This window comes from Nostoc sp. FACHB-280, assembly GCF_014697615.1.
Classification (GTDB): domain Bacteria; phylum Cyanobacteriota; class Cyanobacteriia; order Cyanobacteriales; family Nostocaceae; genus Nostoc_B.
Genome location: NZ_JACJSD010000003.1, coordinates 99,444 through 117,343, shown reverse-complemented (window position 1 = coordinate 117,343; position 17,900 = coordinate 99,444). Strand labels below are relative to the sequence as shown.

General features: G+C 40.8%; 11 protein-coding genes and 1 tRNA gene. 6 read left to right on the top strand and 6 right to left on the bottom strand.

The window, feature by feature from the left end:
* Nucleotides 1–41: 41 nt before the first annotated feature.
* Together H6G75_RS03280 and H6G75_RS03275 are read left to right on the top strand one after the other, a co-directional pair.
* On the top strand, nt 42–1,163 hold the full coding sequence (locus H6G75_RS03280; protein ID WP_190978558.1) for a hypothetical protein: 1,122 nt from the start codon (nt 42–44) through the stop codon (nt 1,161–1,163).
* Between the two features lie 50 nt (nt 1,164–1,213).
* Nucleotides 1,214–1,284 (top strand) — tRNA-Gly (locus tag H6G75_RS03275).
* Nucleotides 1,285–1,408: 124 nt separating this feature from the next.
* Here the strand turns inward: H6G75_RS03275 and H6G75_RS03270 are convergent.
* The gene (locus tag H6G75_RS03270; protein ID WP_242051440.1) at nt 1,409–2,977 is read right to left on the bottom strand and encodes a FecR family protein; all 1,569 of its coding nucleotides are present in this window, start codon (nt 2,975–2,977) and stop codon (nt 1,409–1,411) included.
* A gap of 310 nt (nt 2,978–3,287) precedes the next feature.
* Between H6G75_RS03270 and H6G75_RS03265 the strand changes: the two genes are divergently transcribed.
* Entirely contained in the window at nt 3,288–4,676 is a 1,389-nt protein-coding gene (locus tag H6G75_RS03265) for a hypothetical protein (RefSeq protein ID WP_190978556.1), read from the top strand.
* Between the two features lie 61 nt (nt 4,677–4,737).
* Here the strand turns inward: H6G75_RS03265 and H6G75_RS03260 are convergent, their stop codons facing one another.
* Nucleotides 4,738–5,559: a sulfurtransferase gene (locus H6G75_RS03260; protein WP_190978555.1), complete on the bottom strand. Its 822-nt coding sequence runs from the start codon at nt 5,557–5,559 to the stop codon at nt 4,738–4,740.
* 126 nt (nt 5,560–5,685) lie between these two features.
* Here H6G75_RS03260 and H6G75_RS03255 point away from each other — a divergent pair, with 126 nt between their 5' ends.
* The 3 genes from H6G75_RS03255 (at nt 5,686) to glmU (ending at nt 10,117) form a co-directional block, all read left to right on the top strand.
* On the top strand, nt 5,686–6,597 hold the full coding sequence (locus tag H6G75_RS03255) for a tRNA (5-methylaminomethyl-2-thiouridine)(34)-methyltransferase MnmD (RefSeq protein WP_190978554.1): 912 nt from the start codon (nt 5,686–5,688) through the stop codon (nt 6,595–6,597).
* Nucleotides 6,598–7,383: 786 nt separating this feature from the next.
* Nucleotides 7,384–8,616, top strand: coding sequence for an HD domain-containing phosphohydrolase (locus tag H6G75_RS03250; protein ID WP_190978553.1), 1,233 nt, complete (start codon nt 7,384–7,386; stop codon nt 8,614–8,616).
* Nucleotides 8,617–8,758: 142 nt separating this feature from the next.
* Nucleotides 8,759–10,117, top strand: coding sequence for a bifunctional UDP-N-acetylglucosamine diphosphorylase/glucosamine-1-phosphate N-acetyltransferase GlmU (gene glmU, locus H6G75_RS03245; protein ID WP_190978552.1), 1,359 nt, complete (start codon nt 8,759–8,761; stop codon nt 10,115–10,117).
* A gap of 185 nt (nt 10,118–10,302) precedes the next feature.
* Here glmU and H6G75_RS03240 read toward each other — a convergent pair whose 3' ends face one another.
* The 4 genes from H6G75_RS03240 to H6G75_RS33885 form a co-directional block, all read right to left on the bottom strand.
* On the bottom strand, nt 10,303–11,259 hold the full coding sequence (locus tag H6G75_RS03240) for an isoaspartyl peptidase/L-asparaginase (protein WP_190970602.1): 957 nt from the start codon (nt 11,257–11,259) through the stop codon (nt 10,303–10,305).
* Between the two features lie 198 nt (nt 11,260–11,457).
* Nucleotides 11,458–11,616, bottom strand: a complete 159-nt coding sequence (locus tag H6G75_RS03235; protein WP_083468775.1) for a DUF2256 domain-containing protein — start codon at nt 11,614–11,616, stop codon at nt 11,458–11,460.
* Nucleotides 11,617–11,784: 168 nt separating this feature from the next.
* Nucleotides 11,785–14,307, bottom strand: a complete 2,523-nt coding sequence (locus H6G75_RS03230; RefSeq protein WP_190978551.1) for a PAS domain S-box protein — start codon at nt 14,305–14,307, stop codon at nt 11,785–11,787.
* A gap of 5 nt (nt 14,308–14,312) precedes the next feature.
* Nucleotides 14,313–16,271, bottom strand: coding sequence for an ATP-binding protein (locus tag H6G75_RS33885; protein ID WP_397331353.1), 1,959 nt, complete (start codon nt 16,269–16,271; stop codon nt 14,313–14,315).
* Between the last annotated feature and the right edge of the window lie 1,629 nt (nt 16,272–17,900).

Below are 17,900 nucleotides of genomic sequence, written 5' to 3'. Positions count from 1 at the left end.
AGCTTTGCTAAAGACTTTGGATTATATTTGGCTTTGGTGATATGAAAACGCCTGTTGCAGACAAAACTCCGGTTCCGCCCAAAATTTGGCGACGACATAGCGATCCTCCCAGTTTATGGATATTTGTCGCGCTGAGTTCAGTTTCCCTACATTTGTTGGTTTTCTGGCTGATGCGATCGTCTAATGCGTTGGGAATGTGGTTTCCACCGCAAAGCCAAGCTATTGTTCCTATTGAGGTTGTGGAAATTTCTCCCACAGCCAAATCAACATTACCTAAGACGACAGTCTCACCCAAACCAAACAACTCATCGCCAAAATCTGTGGCCAGAACTGAAACAGCAAAAACTACACCCAAAAATCAAGATGCCAATACCAGTATTTTGAAGCAAAGGGAAGCTGTGGTTTCGCCAAAAAACACTAAACCTTCAGTCAAAAAATCAGTTTCGCAGCCAAAACCCACACCGAAAACAACACCGCAACCCAGTTTTACACCTGACTTAACTAAATCTAAGCCTCAACCCAGAAGTACAGCGACAGTTCCTGTTGGGAATCTTCCTTGGAATCGTCGCCAACAAATCGTTCTTGGTAAAGGAAAACCGTTACCCAGCAGTCTTCCTACTGATCAACCAACCAATTCCACTACAGGAACAAGGAAAAATCCTTCTACACCAATTGGAAATCCCTCTCCAAATTCTACAGGTACAACTTCTGACACCCCGACTCAAAACAATCCCCAGACTTCTCCTTCTCCTGCAAGCACAAATTCTCAGACTTCTCCACAAACTGGCTTAACAGCCGCTATAGTACCTTTAGCTGATCAGGAAATGCGCCAACTCAGCAAAGATTTACCTGATGTTCTGGCCCAATACCAGGGAAGCCGTATCAAAACATTAGCTGTAAATTCTCTCAATGGCGAACTAGGAATTGCACCAGCACAACTTTTAGCCAGTTTGGTAATTGATCAAAATGGTAACTTTCAAGAAGCAAGAGTCCTAGAAATACAACCATCCACCCTCGAAGGCGAAAAAAATCTCTACCAACAAGCAATCAATGAACTTTTCAGCAACGAGAAGTTTACCCCCGCCTACAATCAAGATGGCAGTAAACCGGACTTGAGTAATTTGTTTGTCAGAATTAAAATTCAATCGGTTAATTCTAATTAAATATTTGAATTTTTTATAAAATAGTGTTATCATTAGTAAGTTAGAATTTCGCGGGCGTAGTTTAGTGGTAAAACTATAGCCTTCCAAGCTATTAATGCGGGTTCGATTCCCGCCGCCCGCTTATAAACTGAAACCCTTGTGAGTCATATGCAAGGGTTTCTCTTTAGCTTTGAAAACTAAATTTTGTACTTCACTAGAAATCTGCTGTAATTGTGTACTTGTAATATTTATACCTATTCAACGGTTTAAGGTGGTGGGAATTCTCCTTCTAGCGGTCTACCATCAGTATGATCACCGCCTGGGTTGTCACCATGATCACCGCTGGGATTGCCACCTGGGTTGCCGCCTGGATTGCCACCAGGATTACCGCCTGGGTTGCCGCCTGGATTACCGCCTGGGTTTCCACCTGGGTTGCCACCGGGATTACCGCCTGGGTTTCCACCGGGATTACCGCCTGGGTTTCCACCGGGATTACCGCCTGGGTTGCCACCGGGATTACCGCCTGGGTTGCCGCCTGGGTTGCCACCGGGATTACCGCCTGGATTGCCACCTGGGTTGCCACCGGGATTGCCACCAGGATTACCGCCTGGATTGCCACCTGGGTTGCCACCGGGATTACCGCCTGGGTTGCCGCCTGGGTTGCCACCGGGATTACCGCCTGGGTTGCCACCGGGATTACCGCCTGGGTTGCCACCTGGGTTGCCGCCTGGGTTGCCGCCGGGATTACCGCTTGGGTCGCCACCTGGGTTGCCACCGGGATTACCGCCTGGGTTGCCACCGGGATTGCCACCTGGGTTGCCACCAGTGTTACCGCCAGTATTGCCGCCAGTGTTACTGCCAGTATTGCCGCCAGTGTTACTGCCAGTATTGCCGCCAGTGTTACTGCCAGTATTGCCACCAGTGTTACTGCCAGTATTGCCACCAGTGTTACTGCCAGTATTGCCACCAGTGTTACCGCCGGGATTACCAGGATTATCAACATTACTTGGCAGATTTATTTCATTGTTGCTGGTATTGCGCGTAGTGTCTGATATTACTTCTCCAGTATTGACAAAAGAATCTACTGAAGAATTATCTAAGCCCTGATTTTGGTCAGAAGAGTTAGAAGAGTTATTACTAGATAACTCCATAAAAGATGGATTTTCAATGACTCCTTGACCCACTAGAGGCACTTGTGATGCTAATGCGGCAAGAATTTCAGATTGAACACTAGCGATCGCTGGATCAGGGTTAGCTGTACTATTTTGCTTGGTTAAATCTAATCCTTCTACTAAATCACTGGTTTCATAAAAAGTTTTCAAATCAAAATCATATAAGCCCCGAAATTCACCTTTAACGATGACCATCAGTTGCCCTGCCTCTAACACCTGATTTTGAGAGGCAGCTTGATTAAATACCTCAATACCGCTATTTGTCAGCGCCCCAACAATTGTGGTGTCTGTTTGTTTGTCGTAGCGGACAAATAATGCTGAACCACGAATAGCAGCCGTCGCGCTTGGTGTTTGTATACGTGTCTGTCCTTTTCCGGGTGGAATCAGTAATAGTACTGTCCCATTCGACAGTCGGAAGTTTCGAGTTTTGGGTAGGAATTGAAATATTGCTCTTTCTCCAACCCTGGCTAGGGAACCATCGTTAAAACGCAAATCAGCTAAAGATGCTCTACCTGTAGACAAGCCATCGCCAGGGATTATTGGATCTAATTTGCGTGCTGGGCGCTTTTTACGATTCTGCGGTAACAATTGCACTAAATTTCGCAGATTTTGAATCTCGGCACGAGTTAGAGGAGTAGATGCAATAGCCGATAAAGGCATCATGTTCACTCCCCACACACTCATTATCAACAAGGCAACAAATTTCAAAGACATCGCTTGAATTCTAGATAAATTACCTGAGACCACACCAACTGAGATAGATTTTGAGATATTAGATTTACTTATTGATTTGTGCGTTTTATCACTAAATTTTTTTGTATTCATTGAAAATTTTAGCGAAATTTTGTTATAAATCAAGGTAATAAAAATTATCAAAAAATATTAAAATCAAATAATTAATTTTTAAAAGGTAATAATCGTTGTCTTTTAATGAGCAAACTGAATGGTGAATTTTGTTGTCTATAAAATATAAATGTTAATGCAATCCCAGGGCTGGACAAAACTGTTATTTGCAACTTTATTAGCTGTGATTAGTGGCAATAAGTGTTGTATGGGAGTAGATGTAGTATGGGCTGCTAACTCAAAAGACTCTGGTGAGCAACGCAAAGCAAACATAAAATCTGTTACAGATAGCCAGCAAGGTTATCATTTTTACCAGAATATCAAATTTCAGGCAAGTAATTTTGAGTTACAGCGATCGCATCTGCTGAATTTTAATTCAGCCGCAAACATACTCATATCTCAATCTAACCCTGAAGCAAACCCTGATACTGAATCCTCACCTCAAAGGCCAACTCCACCTAGCAATCCGCCACTATCTAATGAACCACTACAGCTAGAAGCACAGCCTAGAGAGTTTCCCCAGTCTTCACCAACAATTATCGAAGAACTGTTAGATCAACCCGCAGTCAATAAAACTCAGCAGTTAGAGAGACTCAGAAGAATTTTGCAATTCAGACAAAAACCCCAACCACAAACAGATAATTTACGAGAATTAGAACTCAGAGTTAGACAAAGACCTTTACCCCAACAACAGCCAACATCTAATGCTAATAGTCTCCGAGAACTGGAATTAAGGGTAAGACCAAGACCTTTACCACCAACAAAACCACCTTCGTCGGTAGCTAAGTTTAAACCAATAGGTTCCCTACAAGCTAATGTAGGTTACTTTCATACAAATAACATTTTTTCTTCTGAGTTTTTCCCCAGAGAAGATGGCTTAATTTTTTATGGTCTGAGTCTTGCTTCAGCTTATTTCCCTTTAGGTGCTAAAACTTATATTAATGGTTCAATCAATGGGAATTTAATTCGCTACATTGATCAATCAAGGTTTAACTATAATCAAATCAGTTTTAATGTTGGGATTTATCAACAACTTTCGCCTCGGATGTATGCAGAGTTAGATTTTAATAACCAACAGTTTTTCTATGCTAAGAGCGTTGGTAGGTTTCAAGCAGGCGATCGCTTTTTGGATGAAAATTCAGTCAGGGTATCTTTAGGCAGACGAGATCCACTGAATTCTAAATTAACTCTAGATAGCTTTTACGAATTTAGTGCCAATTTTTCGGAGCCAAACAGTCGCAGTCGGCTAATTAATAATTTCTGGTTATCTCTGAGTTATGCTATACAAGAACCGCTACAAGTGGGAATTAACTATCAATTAACCCTTGCTGATTTTACACAAAGACAACGAGACGACAATTATCACCGCCTGTTTGGCCATGTGATTTACCGAGTATCAAAATCCAGTAATTTAAATTTACAGAGTGGTTTTAGCTTTGGGGATTCTACAGATAGAAATATTAATTTTGACAACTGGTTCTTGAGTGTTTATTACAATTTGAGAGTTGGTGAATTCTAATATAGGACTCCGAAACTGTTCCCCGTTCCCTACACCCACCAAATAACTTTTTTAGCAAACCCTAAATATAACTAATCCAATCACTCCAGCTACCAGCATAGAGTTTACCTGTGTGAATGTCGGCTAATTCTAAAGAAAGCAAATTCACGCAAGCTGTGACACCAGAACCGCAGTAGACTAAAATTTCTTGAGCTGTGGTAAGATTTTCCCATCTTTGACGGTGCTGTAGTTGGGAAAGTAGATAACCAGAGGAGTCTGTAACTTCTTGCCAAGGATAGTTAACTGCGCCAGGAATATGTCCAGCAATTTTATCAATGGGTTCTCGTTCACCACGATAGCGATCGCTTTCTCTAGAATCAACTAAAATAACTCCTGGTAAGTCTTTACGGCTTTTCACAACTTCTATATCGACTACCAGTTCGGTTTGAATTTGCGGAATAAAATTACCTGTCTGGTGTTCTGGAATCACATCTGTAATTGGATATCCAGCTTTTTGCCATTCAGTATAACCCCCGTCTATAACTACTACTTGTTCATGTCCAAAATAACGTAATAACCACCACAAACGAGATGCAAAAGCCAGCCGAGAATCATCATAAGCTACCACCAAAGTTGCTTGGGAATTAATTCCCATTGCTGATAATTTCTTCGCTAAATTATGGGTATCGGGTAAAGGATGCCTACCACCATGTTTACCTATAGGGCTGGAAAGATCCTGATTTAAATCTAAATAATATGCTCCTGGAATATGACTGGTTTGATATTGTTTGCGTCCCAATTCTGGATCAGATAAAGCAAAACGACAATCAACAATGACAACTTGCGGGTTATTTAAATTGTTAACCAGCCAATCTGGAGAAACAAAAATTTGAGTATTAACCATAAATATAAGAATTTATAAGACTCGGAAAATCAAAATCGCAATTTATTCATAATACTAGATTGTGATGCAATTATAACTAGCCAAATTGTTTAAATTATTAACTATCAACTTAAATAGAAAAATATCATGCCAGAATTTGAAAATTTTATCCCACAGGCAACAGCAGATGGTTCTTTTACTTTTTTTTCTCCAGAGTTTAATGAATCATTTCACAGCCATTTTGGTGCAAAACAAGAAAGTTATTTTAAGTTTGTTGAACCAACTCAACTTGCTCAAGCAGCGCAACAACCAGTTGTGCGGTTATTAGATGTTTGTTATGGTCTAGGATACAACACAGCGGCAGCTTTACAGAAAATCTGGACAGTAAACCCTAATTGTTATGTGGAATTAATTGGTTTAGAGCTGAATCCATCCGTACCGCAAGCTGCGATCGCCAATCATTTATTTGATCAGTGGGATTACGAATATACACCAATTTTGAACCTACTAGCTTTTGAAGGGCAAGTACAAACAGAACGTCTGCAAGCAAAGCTACTCATTGGTGATGCCAGAATTTCAATTCAAGCAGTTAATCAAGGAGGTTTTTGTGCAGATGCTATTTTTTTAGATCCCTTTTCACCACCCCAATGTCCTCAATTATGGACTGTAGAATTTATTCAGCAAGTTTCAGTGTGTCTACAGAAAAATGGCTGGCTGGCAACTTATTCTTGTGCGGCATCTGTACGTACAGCAATGAAATTAGCTGGTTTAAACATAGGTTCTACGCCCCCAGTCGGCAGGCGATCGCCTGGTACAGTTGCCGTATGTCCTCAAAATAGTGAGTGTTTGAGCAATTTACTGCCGCCTCTTTCCCTGGAAGAACAAGAACATTTGTTAACTCGTGCCGCAATTCCTTACCGCGATCCACAATTAAATGATCCTCCAGAAGTCATTATTATGCGCCGACAACAAGAACAACAAGCTTGTTCGTTAGAACCTACTTCCCGTTGGCGAAAACGTTGGTTAATGAAAAACCAAACAGCCACTCTGAGGACTTAAACACTGACAGCAGTAATAAAATATGCTTTGACATTTTCTAACCTTGAGATTTGATTATTAACCATGAGTCAGTGATTGCACTTGCTCCATAACGATTATCCAACGGTCTGGAACGGCATATTTTCGTTATGCACAAAATAGTTATTTTGTACAGTGCATAAGTCCTAATATATTCCTAATTCAAATCATACCCATTTGGCAAAGTAACAACTAAAAATATATATGTAGACGTTTTATTACCAACTAGTGTGTCATCAAAACTGAAATCCTTGCAAAACTGAGTTCCCAACTCTTGGATGTTGAGATCAAAAGTTTTTCATACCAGATGATTTAAGAATCATCCTGTTTTTCGATGTATAAGTTACCTCAACTAACCTCATATAAATATTGATCGAATATGATGATTGTCAAAATATTTTATTCAGGAGGACATGTTTTTTTGAAAGTTCTATAAAACCGCAAAATAAACATATAATTTTTCAGACAAATTACAATAGCAAAACATCATTGCGGTAACTGTACTGAAATATTAAACAATCTCCGTAAAACACCTGATTTAACATCTGCGTGAATTTATGATACTAGAATGAGTACTTAGGATGTTTACAGCAAATTCCCCTCAGTAAAATTATATTTTTATAAAGAAAATATCCTTGGGATGAGAAAAACAAGCAGCCTAAGAATAGGTCAGTAAGCTTATCAAAGTCCAAATAGGAGTATGGTAGCAGAGCCAAATTTGATTTTTGCAGACAGAAACTGTTCGTTTAAGAAGAATGGGGTGCTTTTGTGATTTACTGGAGTGCTAATTCCACAAATTCTAATCAACAAAATTTAAGTGGAACAAATACCAAAAAAAAAGTACATAGTGGAAATGCAAATCATGAGCTAGAATGGCGAGATTTAGAGGAGTATCCTCTAAACTTATCCCAGCAAGAAGTAATGATTGAACAGGGACAAGCAGAGTCTTCTTGGAGCAAATCTGAGATTAATTCTGGCTACAATTCATTATTATCTAGAAATCTACAAGCCAAAGGCTCCAAAGTGAATTGCTTCTTTGATACTGAAGCACCAAAAATTTTAGTAGTTGACGACCATGCTGCAAGTCGGATGACTGCTGCGGCTTTGTTGGCAATGGAAGGTTATGAAGTAATTGAAGCAGACAGTGGTGCGGCTGCTGTGATGTTGGTTGCCCAAAAACAACCAGACTTAGTTTTGCTGGATGTGATGATGCCGGGGATGGATGGGTTTGAGGTATGTCAATTGCTCAAACAAGACGAACATACGAGGTTAATTCCAGTAATATTTATTACAGCATTAAATGATCGGCGATCGCGCATTCGTGGCATTGAAGTGGGCGCTGATGATTTCCTCACCAAACCTTTTGACCGAGTGGAATTAGCAGCCCGTGTGAAGTCTTTAGTTAGACAAAAGCGGTTAAACGAAGACTTAGACCATGCTGAACAAGTCCTATTTTCCATTGCGAGAGCGATTGAAAGTCGAGACCCCAACACCGGAGATCACTGTGAACGCTTAGTCAAGTTAGGACAAGCTTTTGGGGAATACTTAAGTCTTTCTCGTTCTCAACTGCGGGATTTGATGTGGGGCGGTTATCTTCACGATATTGGTAAAGTTGGCATTCCCGATGCAGTGCTACTCAAGAATGAGCAACTTACCTTAGAAGATTGGGAAATGATGCAGCAGCATGTTTTAATTGGGGAGAAAATCTGTCAACCCTTACGCAGTATGCAGGGTGTAATTCCGATTATTCGCCATCATCATGAGCGTTGGAATGGTTCGGGTTATCCTGATGGACTCAAAGGTCATGAAATTCCTTTCCTCGCCCAAGTATTTCAATTGATTGATATTTATGATGCTTTGACTAGTGAAAGACCTTACAAAAGAGCCTTTACGCCAGAAGAAGCTTTATCAGTGATGCGAGAAGAAACTGAAGCGGGCTGGCGTAACCCCGAACTGATGGAACGGTTTACTGATTTTATTTACACTTACAAGCGGCGGTGAAGTTGTAACTCTAAATTGTCAGTGGGAGTGGGAAGTATAACCAAAGACTACCTTCATCTAAGGCTTGTGCAACTTGCTTTATACCTCCTGCTATACTACCCTTTGGGAACGTCAAGGGCGAACACGCTTCATACTTTTGATTATGGTAGTTGTAGCAATTCTAGCGGCTGGACGCGGCACAAGGATGAAATCAAGCTTACCCAAAGTTTTACATTCTTTGGGTGGGCGATCGCTAGTAGAAAAAGTTTTAGAAAGTGTAGAACCACTTTCACCTACAAGGCGAATCGTGATTGTAGGCTATCAAGCCTTAGAAGTAAAAGCTGCTATCCAGTCAAGCTTTAGCTTAGAGTTTGTAGAACAGACAGTACAACTGGGAACAGGTCACGCCATCCAGCAATTACTTCCCCATCTTGAGGGCTACACTGGAGATTTGTTAGTCCTGAATGGTGATGTTCCCCTGTTACGCACTGAAACGCTGGAACAGCTATTGCTCACTCACCAACAAAATCAAAACGCTGCTACTATTCTGACTGCACATTTATCCAACCCTAAAGGTTATGGGCGAGTTTTTTGCAATGGGGAAAACATCGTTCAACAAATGGTTGAAGATAAAGACTGTAACCCTGCTCAAAGAGAAAATCGCCGAGTTAACGCCGGGATTTACTGCTTTCGTTGGCCGGAATTAGCTAAAGTTTTACCCCATTTAGAAGCCAACAACGCCCAAAAAGAATATTACCTCACCGATGCTGTTACCCAAGTTGGGAAAGTGATGGCGGTGGATGTGGCAGATGAGCAAGAAATTTTGGGGGTTAACGATCGCCTACAATTAGCTACAGCCTACGAAATTTTACAAAGGCGAATCAAAGAAAAGTGGATGACCGCAGGTGTAACTCTCATCGACCCCAACAGCATCACCATTGATGACACTGTAGAATTACAAGCCGATGTGATTATTGAACCGCAAACTCACCTGCGGGGAAATACCATTATTAAAACTGGTAGCCGCATTGGGCCGGGAAGTTTGATTGAAAATAGCCAAATCGGAGAAAACGTCAGCATTCAATATTCTGTAGTCACAGATAGTATTGTCCAAGCCGGAACTCGCATTGGCCCCTACTCTCATTTACGTGGTCATACGGAAGTGGCTGAAAATTGTCGTATCGGTAATTTTGTAGAGTTAAAAAATACACAACTAGGCGAAAAAACTAATGTAGCCCATCTGTCTTATTTGGGTGATGCTACTGCGGGTACTCAAGTAAATATTGGTGCAGGCACAATTACTGCTAATTATGATGGTGTCAAAAAACACAGAACCAAAATCGGCGATCGCACTAAAACAGGTTCTAATAGCGTCTTAGTTGCACCAGTGACTTTGGGTGATGATGTTTATGTCGCCGCAGGTTCCACAGTTACCGAAGATGTCCCCAACGATAGTTTGGTGATTGCTCGTAGCCGTCAGGTAGTCAAACAAGGTTGGCGGAAGAAAAGTGCTGAGTGCTGAGTAGGAAAAGTTTTGAGCTATAAAGGCTGTATCAACTTATCTAACTACAACTCAAACGGTTTTAGAACAGGGTGCAGGGGTATGAGGGTGTAAGGGTGTAAGCATTTAAAACCCTTACGCCCCATACCCTTTCACCCCCGCACCCAATCCCTACAGACAATTTTGGTGCGTAAGTCCTGTCAGCACTAGGAAATACAGCCGACTTGCGTACCATCTGCCATTTCTAAAGTGTCGCCAATTTTTTCACCGTTGTGATAGGCGGCGAGTAAAACTTGGCTAGTTTTACCCCAAGCGATCGCACCACTGGCATCTAAAGCGATCGCACCTAAGTCTCTTTGATGTTCGTGGGCTTCAGCAAAAGAGCGTTGCATGGCATCTTTGAGGGTCATCCCATCAGTTACCCGCACTACAATTCTGGGAGCTAAACATTCATCGATAATATCTTCGCCAATGCCAGTACAGCTAACAGCCGCATGACCAGTTGCATAATTCCCCGCCGGCATGGCTGAATCACTGACTCGACCAATGCGTTCAAAGCCTTTACCCCCGGTGGATGTGCCGACGGCTAGTCCACCATGAGCATCTAAAGCAACTACGCCAATTGTCCCACGTCCGGCATTGCTGGTTTCTAATAACTCTGGCTCTGCTACCACCCCAGCCATTGTTCTTTTAAAATTATCTTGCCGTTCTTGAATCCATTCTTGTAAGCGTAAGTCAGTTAAGGCATTGTAACTGGGAACTTGTAACTCGCGGGCTAATTCCGCCGAACCGTAATCTGAAAGTACGCGGTCAGGGGAGTTTTGTAAAAAATAGGCTAACTCGATGGGGTTTTTCACCCGTGAGACATTAATCACACCGCTAAACCGCCCGGAGATCCCATCCATTAAGGCAGCACTCATCCGAATTTGACCATCAGATTGCAATACCGAACCAGTACCCGCATTAAATCGGGGGTCATCTTCTAATAATTGGCAACCCCGCAGTACTGCTGCGGCAGCGTTTGTTCCTGATAATAATAAAGCATAAACATCTTCAATGACTGCATGGAGCGATCGACGTACAGCCTCTAATCCTCCTTTGCCGTGGAGAGAACTACCAGCCCCTCCATGAATAATTAATTTTGGTTGCACCTTTACCTGCATTTATAAATTTATTGCGCTATTTGCGTCTCAATTGCAGTTGATTTTACTAGGAATTTGGACTGATACCAATTCTCCATGAAGATGCACTTAATTTTTTTACGAACCGCCAAGAACGCCAAGAGCGCCAAGTCAGACACAAATAATTATTGAGTGCAAGCTTACAGAGATTTACTCTGAGAAAGGAGTTTTTTCATCCCCTTACTCTGTTTTTGCTTCAGAACGGCGACGGCGACAACGTTCTGAGCAATATTTCACTTCATCCCAGCAATCTTGCCACTTTTTCCGCCAAGTGAAGGGACGTTGACATACAGGGCAGATTTTTGTAGGTAGGTCAGATTTAGAACGATAGCGCCCCATATAAATACTGTAAAAATATTAAGTTGATTTCTGAGAGAGACGAAAAATAATTATAACCAGTTTGCGAAAAAGGCGGGAGGCTGGAGGTGATGTTGCTGTGTGAATAAAAGAGACGTGGGGGACAAGGTGGACAAGGGAGACAAGGGAGAGAGATGTTTATACAATCAATTAAGCCATGATTGGTTGGCAAATGGGAATGGTGATTACAAACTCTGTTCCTTGTCCTGGTTGGGAGTAACACTCCAATTTGCCTGCGTGTTTTTCCGTAATGATTTGATAACTAATTGACATGCCCATCCCAGTTCCTTTACCAACGGGCTTGGTGGTAAAGAAGGGATTGAAAATTTGTTTTTGAATTTGTTCAGACATCCCCATTCCATTGTCAGCGATCGCAATTGTTACCCAGTTAGCATCAATCACCGCAGTCCGAATTGTAATAGTTGGTAGTTCTTCTTTCCTCGTTGCCATTTCTAAAGCATCAATGGCATTTGTGAGAATATTCATCAACACCTGATTGAGTTGTCCGGCGTAGCATTCTACTAAAGGTAAAGAACCATAATCTCTAATAACTTGAATTTCAGGAAACTGTGGCTTTTCCTTGAGACGATGTTGCAAAATCATTAAAGTACTATCTACACCTTCGTGAATATCGACTTCTTTAAATTCGGCTTCATCCATACGGGAGAAGTTACGTAGAGATAAGACAATTTGACGGATGCGTTGAGTGCCGATTTTCATGGATTGCAAGATTTTGGGTAAGTCTTGCTGAATGTAATCTAAGTCAATTTCTTCCGACAACGTTTCAAATTCTGGCAGATTCATCGCTTGGTATAAATTAACTACCTGTAATAAATCTTCAGTATGTTCCTCTAAATGGGTGAGATTACCGTGAATAAAATTTACAGGGTTATTGATTTCATGAGCAACTCCCGCAACTAATTGTCCCAAACTAGACATTTTTTCTGCTTGAACCATTTGTGCTTGGGTGCGTTGCAGTTCTTTTAGAGTTTGGGCTAAATCTTCGGCTTGTTGTCGCAGTTGGGCTTCGATTTGGAGGCGATCGCGAATATCACGGGCGATGGTTGATAAAAATTCTATTTCTCCCTGTTCATTCTTATGGGCAATCATTACCTGAGAAATGGGAACTTCTTCGCCACTCCGACTAAGTAACTTAGACTCTCCCGACCAAATACCCTTCTCAAGTAGAGTTGGTAGGCTTTCTGTCTGAAATTTGTCTAACATCGAGGGTTCTATCACCTCGCTAATATGAAACTTATCAGTTTCGGAAGCGGGAATACCCAACATTTTCTGCCCTGCCTGGTTAAGATAGCAATTATTTCCGTTGACATCAGCTATACCAATGATGTCTGTGGTTGCTTCTAGGATGGTGGTTAATCTGCGTTGCTCTTTTTCAGCTTGTTTACGCTGGCTAATATCACGCACTACCGAAAGTGCATGGGGTTTGCCATTGTAGTTCAAGAGTTTACCTGTAACTTCGATATCAAAACAAGTACCATCTTTGCGGATATCTACCGCCTGAGTGTGATATTCGCCTCCCATTTTAATGACATTGATAAACTCCCCAAACTTCTCAAAACAACTGGGATGAACAAAATCGGTAGGATCTAAGTAGAAAAATTCTTCTTGAGTGTAACCGTGTATCTGACAGAAAGCCGGATTAGCAGCGACAATTTTACCAGTATCTAAATCAAGAACACTAAGGCCATCACTAACAGCCTCAAAAATACTGCGATACTGGGCTTCTTGTTGACGTAAAGCTGCCTCCGTTGCTTTGCGATCGCTAATATCGCTGAGAACACCATGAAAACCAATAATTTGACCGTCAGAATTGAGCATCGGAGAAGTTATCGACCTCATCCAGCGCCAGCTACCATCTTTGCACTGATGACGAAACTCTATTTGGGTGCGCTGACCATTGGTTGCTATCATTTCTTCTACGCTTTTCTGAGCTAAGAGTAAATCATCAGGATGCAATAGTGGCGCAAAAGGTTGACCCAGTAATTCTGAGGGTTCCCATCCTAAAATATTTTTGTACTGGGGTGAGGCATAAATAAAAGTACCTGCCAATGACATGGAAAATATGAGATCGCTGATATTTTCTACCAAGTTGCGATATTTTGTTTCATTTTCCAATAAGGCGGCTTCAGTTTTTTTGCGATCGCTAATATCTCTCGCTACCCAAACAACAGTATTATTGGTCATTGGTGCAATATTTGCCTCAAACCAAATTTCTTGATCACCAATGGGCAAGCTGTATTCGATTTTGGTATTTTTCTTTGTTTTAAGTACTTGTTGAATACATCCCACAAAAAGATCAGCTAGGTGGGTAGGTAAAACTTCATAGGCAGTTTTACCAATAATTTCTGTAGGAGGTTTATACAGTAATGGCGCACAACTAGGAGCAATTTTTAAGTATCTACATTCGGCATCAACAACAATAATTACATCTTGGATAGCGTTAAACAAGGCGAGTAATTCGGCTTGTTCAGCTTTGAGTTCTATTTCGGCTTGCTGGTAGTTTTGTAACAGTTGTTGAGTATCTTGCAGTTCCTTTTCTAACTGAGCAATTCTGGTATTAGATTCAATAGTCAATTTTGCTAACTGTTGTTGTAAATCAGCATTTTGTTGACGCATTAAAGTAATTTCTTTTTGCATGGATATATTATTCATATTTATTAGCTAATTGGAATTAAAATCACAAATTCTGTACCTTGCCCTGGTGAGGAATTGCATTTAATAGAACCGCCATGTTTTTCGACAATAATCTGACGAGCGATCGCCAGCCCTAAACCTGTGCCTTTACCTACATTTTTAGTAGTAAATAAGTTGTCAAATATTTTTTGCTTGACTTCTGCATTCATCCCAATGCCGTTATCAGCAATTTTAATTTCGACATATTGATTTATCAGAGATGTTTGAATTGAAATCTGATGTCTAATTACCTGATTTTTATCAATTTTCACTTCTTCTAAAGCATCAATAGCGTTCGCCAGAATATTCATAAATACCTGATTTAATTGCCCAGGAAAGCAATCAATTGTGGGTATATTGCCATAATCTGTGATAACTTCTATAGCCGGACGTTTTTCGTTAGCTTTGAGACGATGGCGCAGAATTAAGATTGTGCTGTCAATACCTTCATGGATATTAAAACTGACTTTATAATCTTGATCAGCACGGGAGAAAGTGCGAAGACTAGTGCTGATATTTTTCAGGCGATCGCAAGCTAAAATCATTGCATCAATTACTTTTGGTAAGTCTTCTAAGCTGTAATCCAAATCAATTTCTTCCGCATGTTCTTGGATTTCTTCACTGGGATGCGGTAACATGGCTTGATAAAGTCGTAAATGTTCAAAAATCTCGGCAATTGTGGGTTGAGTTTGTTTTAAACTAGCAGCAACAAAGCCCAAGGGATTATTCATTTCGTGGGCAACCCCGGCAACTAAATTACCCAAAGCCGACATTTTTTCACTTTGCACCATTTGTAATTGGGCTTGTTGTAAATTCTGCAATGCTGCTTCTAATTCTTGGGATTTTTGTTTGATAGCAGCTTCGGCTTGTTGGCGTTCGCTAATATTTCTACTAAAGGCAAAGTTGTAGGCTTTACCATTAAATTCCACATAGTTAACAGTAACTTCTACAGGAAAAATATGGCCATCTTTGTGCCGATGATAAGATTCAAATACACAAAAACCTTTCTTAGAAATTGATTGCCAATGTTCTTCCCATAATTCTTGCGGGAACCCAGCATCAAAATCAAAAATGTTTTTCCCAATAATTTCTGCTTGCTGATATCCTAAATCTTGACAAGCGGCATCATTTACATAAAAAATGCTGGCATCTTCTTCAACCCACCAAATCCCAACAGATGCCCGATCAATTGAGAATTGTTTGAGCAAAGAATCTTGGAGTGCCTGCTGTGCTTTTTGGAAAAGTTGGGCATTTTCTAGAGATATTGCTGCTTGGGAAGCCAGAAGTTTAATAATTTGTACACGTTCTTGAGTAAATACCCCAGCAGTTAGCTTATTTTCTAAATAAAGCAAACCAATTAAATGCCCTTGATGTAATATCGGTGTACACAATACACTCTGGGGTTGATGTTTCAGCATATATTCCCCAATTACCCCTGGTATATCTGTTTGGGAATTTTCAATCATCAGTGTTTTTTGGGTATTTTTAACATAATAGATAATTCTTTTGGGAATATCTGGGCAAGTTTCGAGTAATTGTGGTTTCAGAATATTGTGTAATTTTCCATTCTCAATCACAGCAATGGCTTGTACATGCCAATGATGATTTTGGGGCAGCAACAATATCGCTTTTTTCGCACCAGAGTTTTCTAGAATAATTTGTATTAAATTAGCAATTAATTCATTGAATTCTAAAGAGCTGGAAATTGCTTGCGCCGCTTTGATGACAGAAGTTAGATCCAAAATTTCGGAATAACTGGTGCTATTGCTGCTAGAAGTACGCGTGGATAAAGTAACGTTATGGGTAGCAATAGTTTCTAACAAATTGAAATCATGTTTTTGTTGTTGCAAAATTAAATGCAACAGTTGAGGATAATGTTTTTCTAAGTCGTTGACTTTGGCTTTTGCACCCCAGCGAGCATAACAGTAGTATGCTTCTTGCATATAACCTGTGGCAATTTTCTCTTTACCCCAGTTGAGGTAAAATTTAGCTGCGAGTTCGTTAGCTAAAGCTTCTTCTTGGATGTAAGCGTTAACTTTGGCTCCTGAAATAGCGCGATCGTAAAAATCTCCAGCTTCGTATAATTTGCCTAATACTCGATATTTTTCTGCTGCGATTAAATCAACTTTATGCTGATGATTCATTGGTGCATAATCCGCCCAATATTGCAGTTTAGTTTGATTTTCTTCCACACGTTCTAAAGCTGCTGATGTTTCCCCTTGCTGTGCCAAAGCCAGGAGAGAATCATAAAAATAAAAAACTGGTTCACTAGCTAGTCCTGCGCCAGCCATGAAATAGCTTTTGACTGCCATTGCATAATTTTCGGCTGATTCTATGTCTGCAAACCAGAAACAAAGCATCAACTTATACAAAGAGAAAATATATAATCCGTAACCATCATTCCCAGACTGCAATAAGGAAACAAATTCATCTTCTAGTAAGCCTTCCCCAGATAAAATTGTCGGGTTTTCTGCGAACCCTAGTAAATTTAAAATTGCTTGCCAATAAATGCGGCAATAATTAGCGGTGGTTAATTGGTTAAGCTGCATCAACCCATTGCAGTAAGCGCGAGTCTCCTGTTCCAAATTAATGAGAGGCTGACCGCAACAAAAAGCGTAAAAGCAAAAATTATGGGCGTTGTGTCCCGCAAATTCTAATTCGCCGACTTCTAGTGCTATGCTATAGCCTTCTCGCAACAGTGGTAGACTTTCTTGGATGTGAGATTTGCGTTGGCGAATATACAATCCTAGGATTAGACATACTTGCGGTTTAGCGGCTTTCGCATCTAATTTGGTGGTGAGTTGGAGTGCTAATTGTCCAAACTCTGTGGCTGTATCAATATCTTGCAAAAAATTACACAACAGCACACTATAAGAGCAATAGATATAACTTGTAAAGGGTGTGTTTCCATACTGAATGGATGTTTTCACAGATAAAGAAATTAGTAAGGGAAACAAGGGAGAACCAGAAAGGTAAGCCACGGGCATGATGCTACCAGCAATTTGTACAATTGCCAATTTTGTGGCATCAGTCATCAATGGGAGATGAACTAAATCTTCAGTTTTTCTGTCGCCAATCAGTTGATTAATTGCTTGGATTTCTTGTTGAATATCTGTTGGCGTGGGTGTGTCTTTTAAGGTTACGCCCAGTTGTTGCAAAATTGTTTGAGCGATCGCAATAGCCGCGCTAAATTGATTCTGGGAGACAAGAGACTGAATTTTAATTCGGTAAACCTGGATCTTTTCTGGTAAAGATTTGGCTTGGTGAATCACTTGATTCACAAACAGTTCCATAGTGTCAAAATCACCGCAAAGCATAGCTAACTCCGCAGCTAATTCATGGAACGCGAGAGTGATATCATATTGGAGTTGCCAAGCCTGGGCAGATAACAAAGATAATCCCACCGTGGCATACTCCCGCGCCGCTTGATAAGCAGTGGCGGCTTTAGCTTTGCGACAAGCCATCAAATTGAGTTGGGCGAGTTCCTCCCGTTCACTAGCTAGAGTAATCAAATCAATACCATGATTTAATTGATTCACCAGTTCAAAAATCCGCTCTTGTCTGGTAGCAGG

Excerpts from the sequence above, each read along its gene's own strand:
- H6G75_RS03280 (WP_190978558.1), top strand. The coding sequence starts at position 42 with ATGAAAACGCCTGTTGCAGACAAAACTCCGGTTCCGCCCAAAATTTGG.
- H6G75_RS03270 (WP_242051440.1), bottom strand. The coding sequence starts at position 2,977 with ATGATGCCTTTATCGGCTATTGCATCTACTCCTCTAACTCGTGCCGAG.
- H6G75_RS03265 (WP_190978556.1), top strand. The coding sequence starts at position 3,288 with ATGTTAATGCAATCCCAGGGCTGGACAAAACTGTTATTTGCAACTTTA.
- H6G75_RS03260 (WP_190978555.1), bottom strand. The coding sequence starts at position 5,559 with ATGGTTAATACTCAAATTTTTGTTTCTCCAGATTGGCTGGTTAACAAT.
- H6G75_RS03255 (WP_190978554.1), top strand. The coding sequence starts at position 5,686 with ATGCCAGAATTTGAAAATTTTATCCCACAGGCAACAGCAGATGGTTCT.
- glmU (WP_190978552.1), top strand. The coding sequence starts at position 8,759 with ATGGTAGTTGTAGCAATTCTAGCGGCTGGACGCGGCACAAGGATGAAA.
- H6G75_RS03240 (WP_190970602.1), bottom strand. The coding sequence starts at position 11,259 with ATGCAGGTAAAGGTGCAACCAAAATTAATTATTCATGGAGGGGCTGGT.
- H6G75_RS03235 (WP_083468775.1), bottom strand. The coding sequence starts at position 11,616 with ATGGGGCGCTATCGTTCTAAATCTGACCTACCTACAAAAATCTGCCCT.
- H6G75_RS03230 (WP_190978551.1), bottom strand. The coding sequence starts at position 14,307 with ATGAATAATATATCCATGCAAAAAGAAATTACTTTAATGCGTCAACAA.
- H6G75_RS33885 (WP_397331353.1), bottom strand. The coding sequence starts at position 16,271 with ATGCAAGAAGCATACTACTGTTATGCTCGCTGGGGTGCAAAAGCCAAA.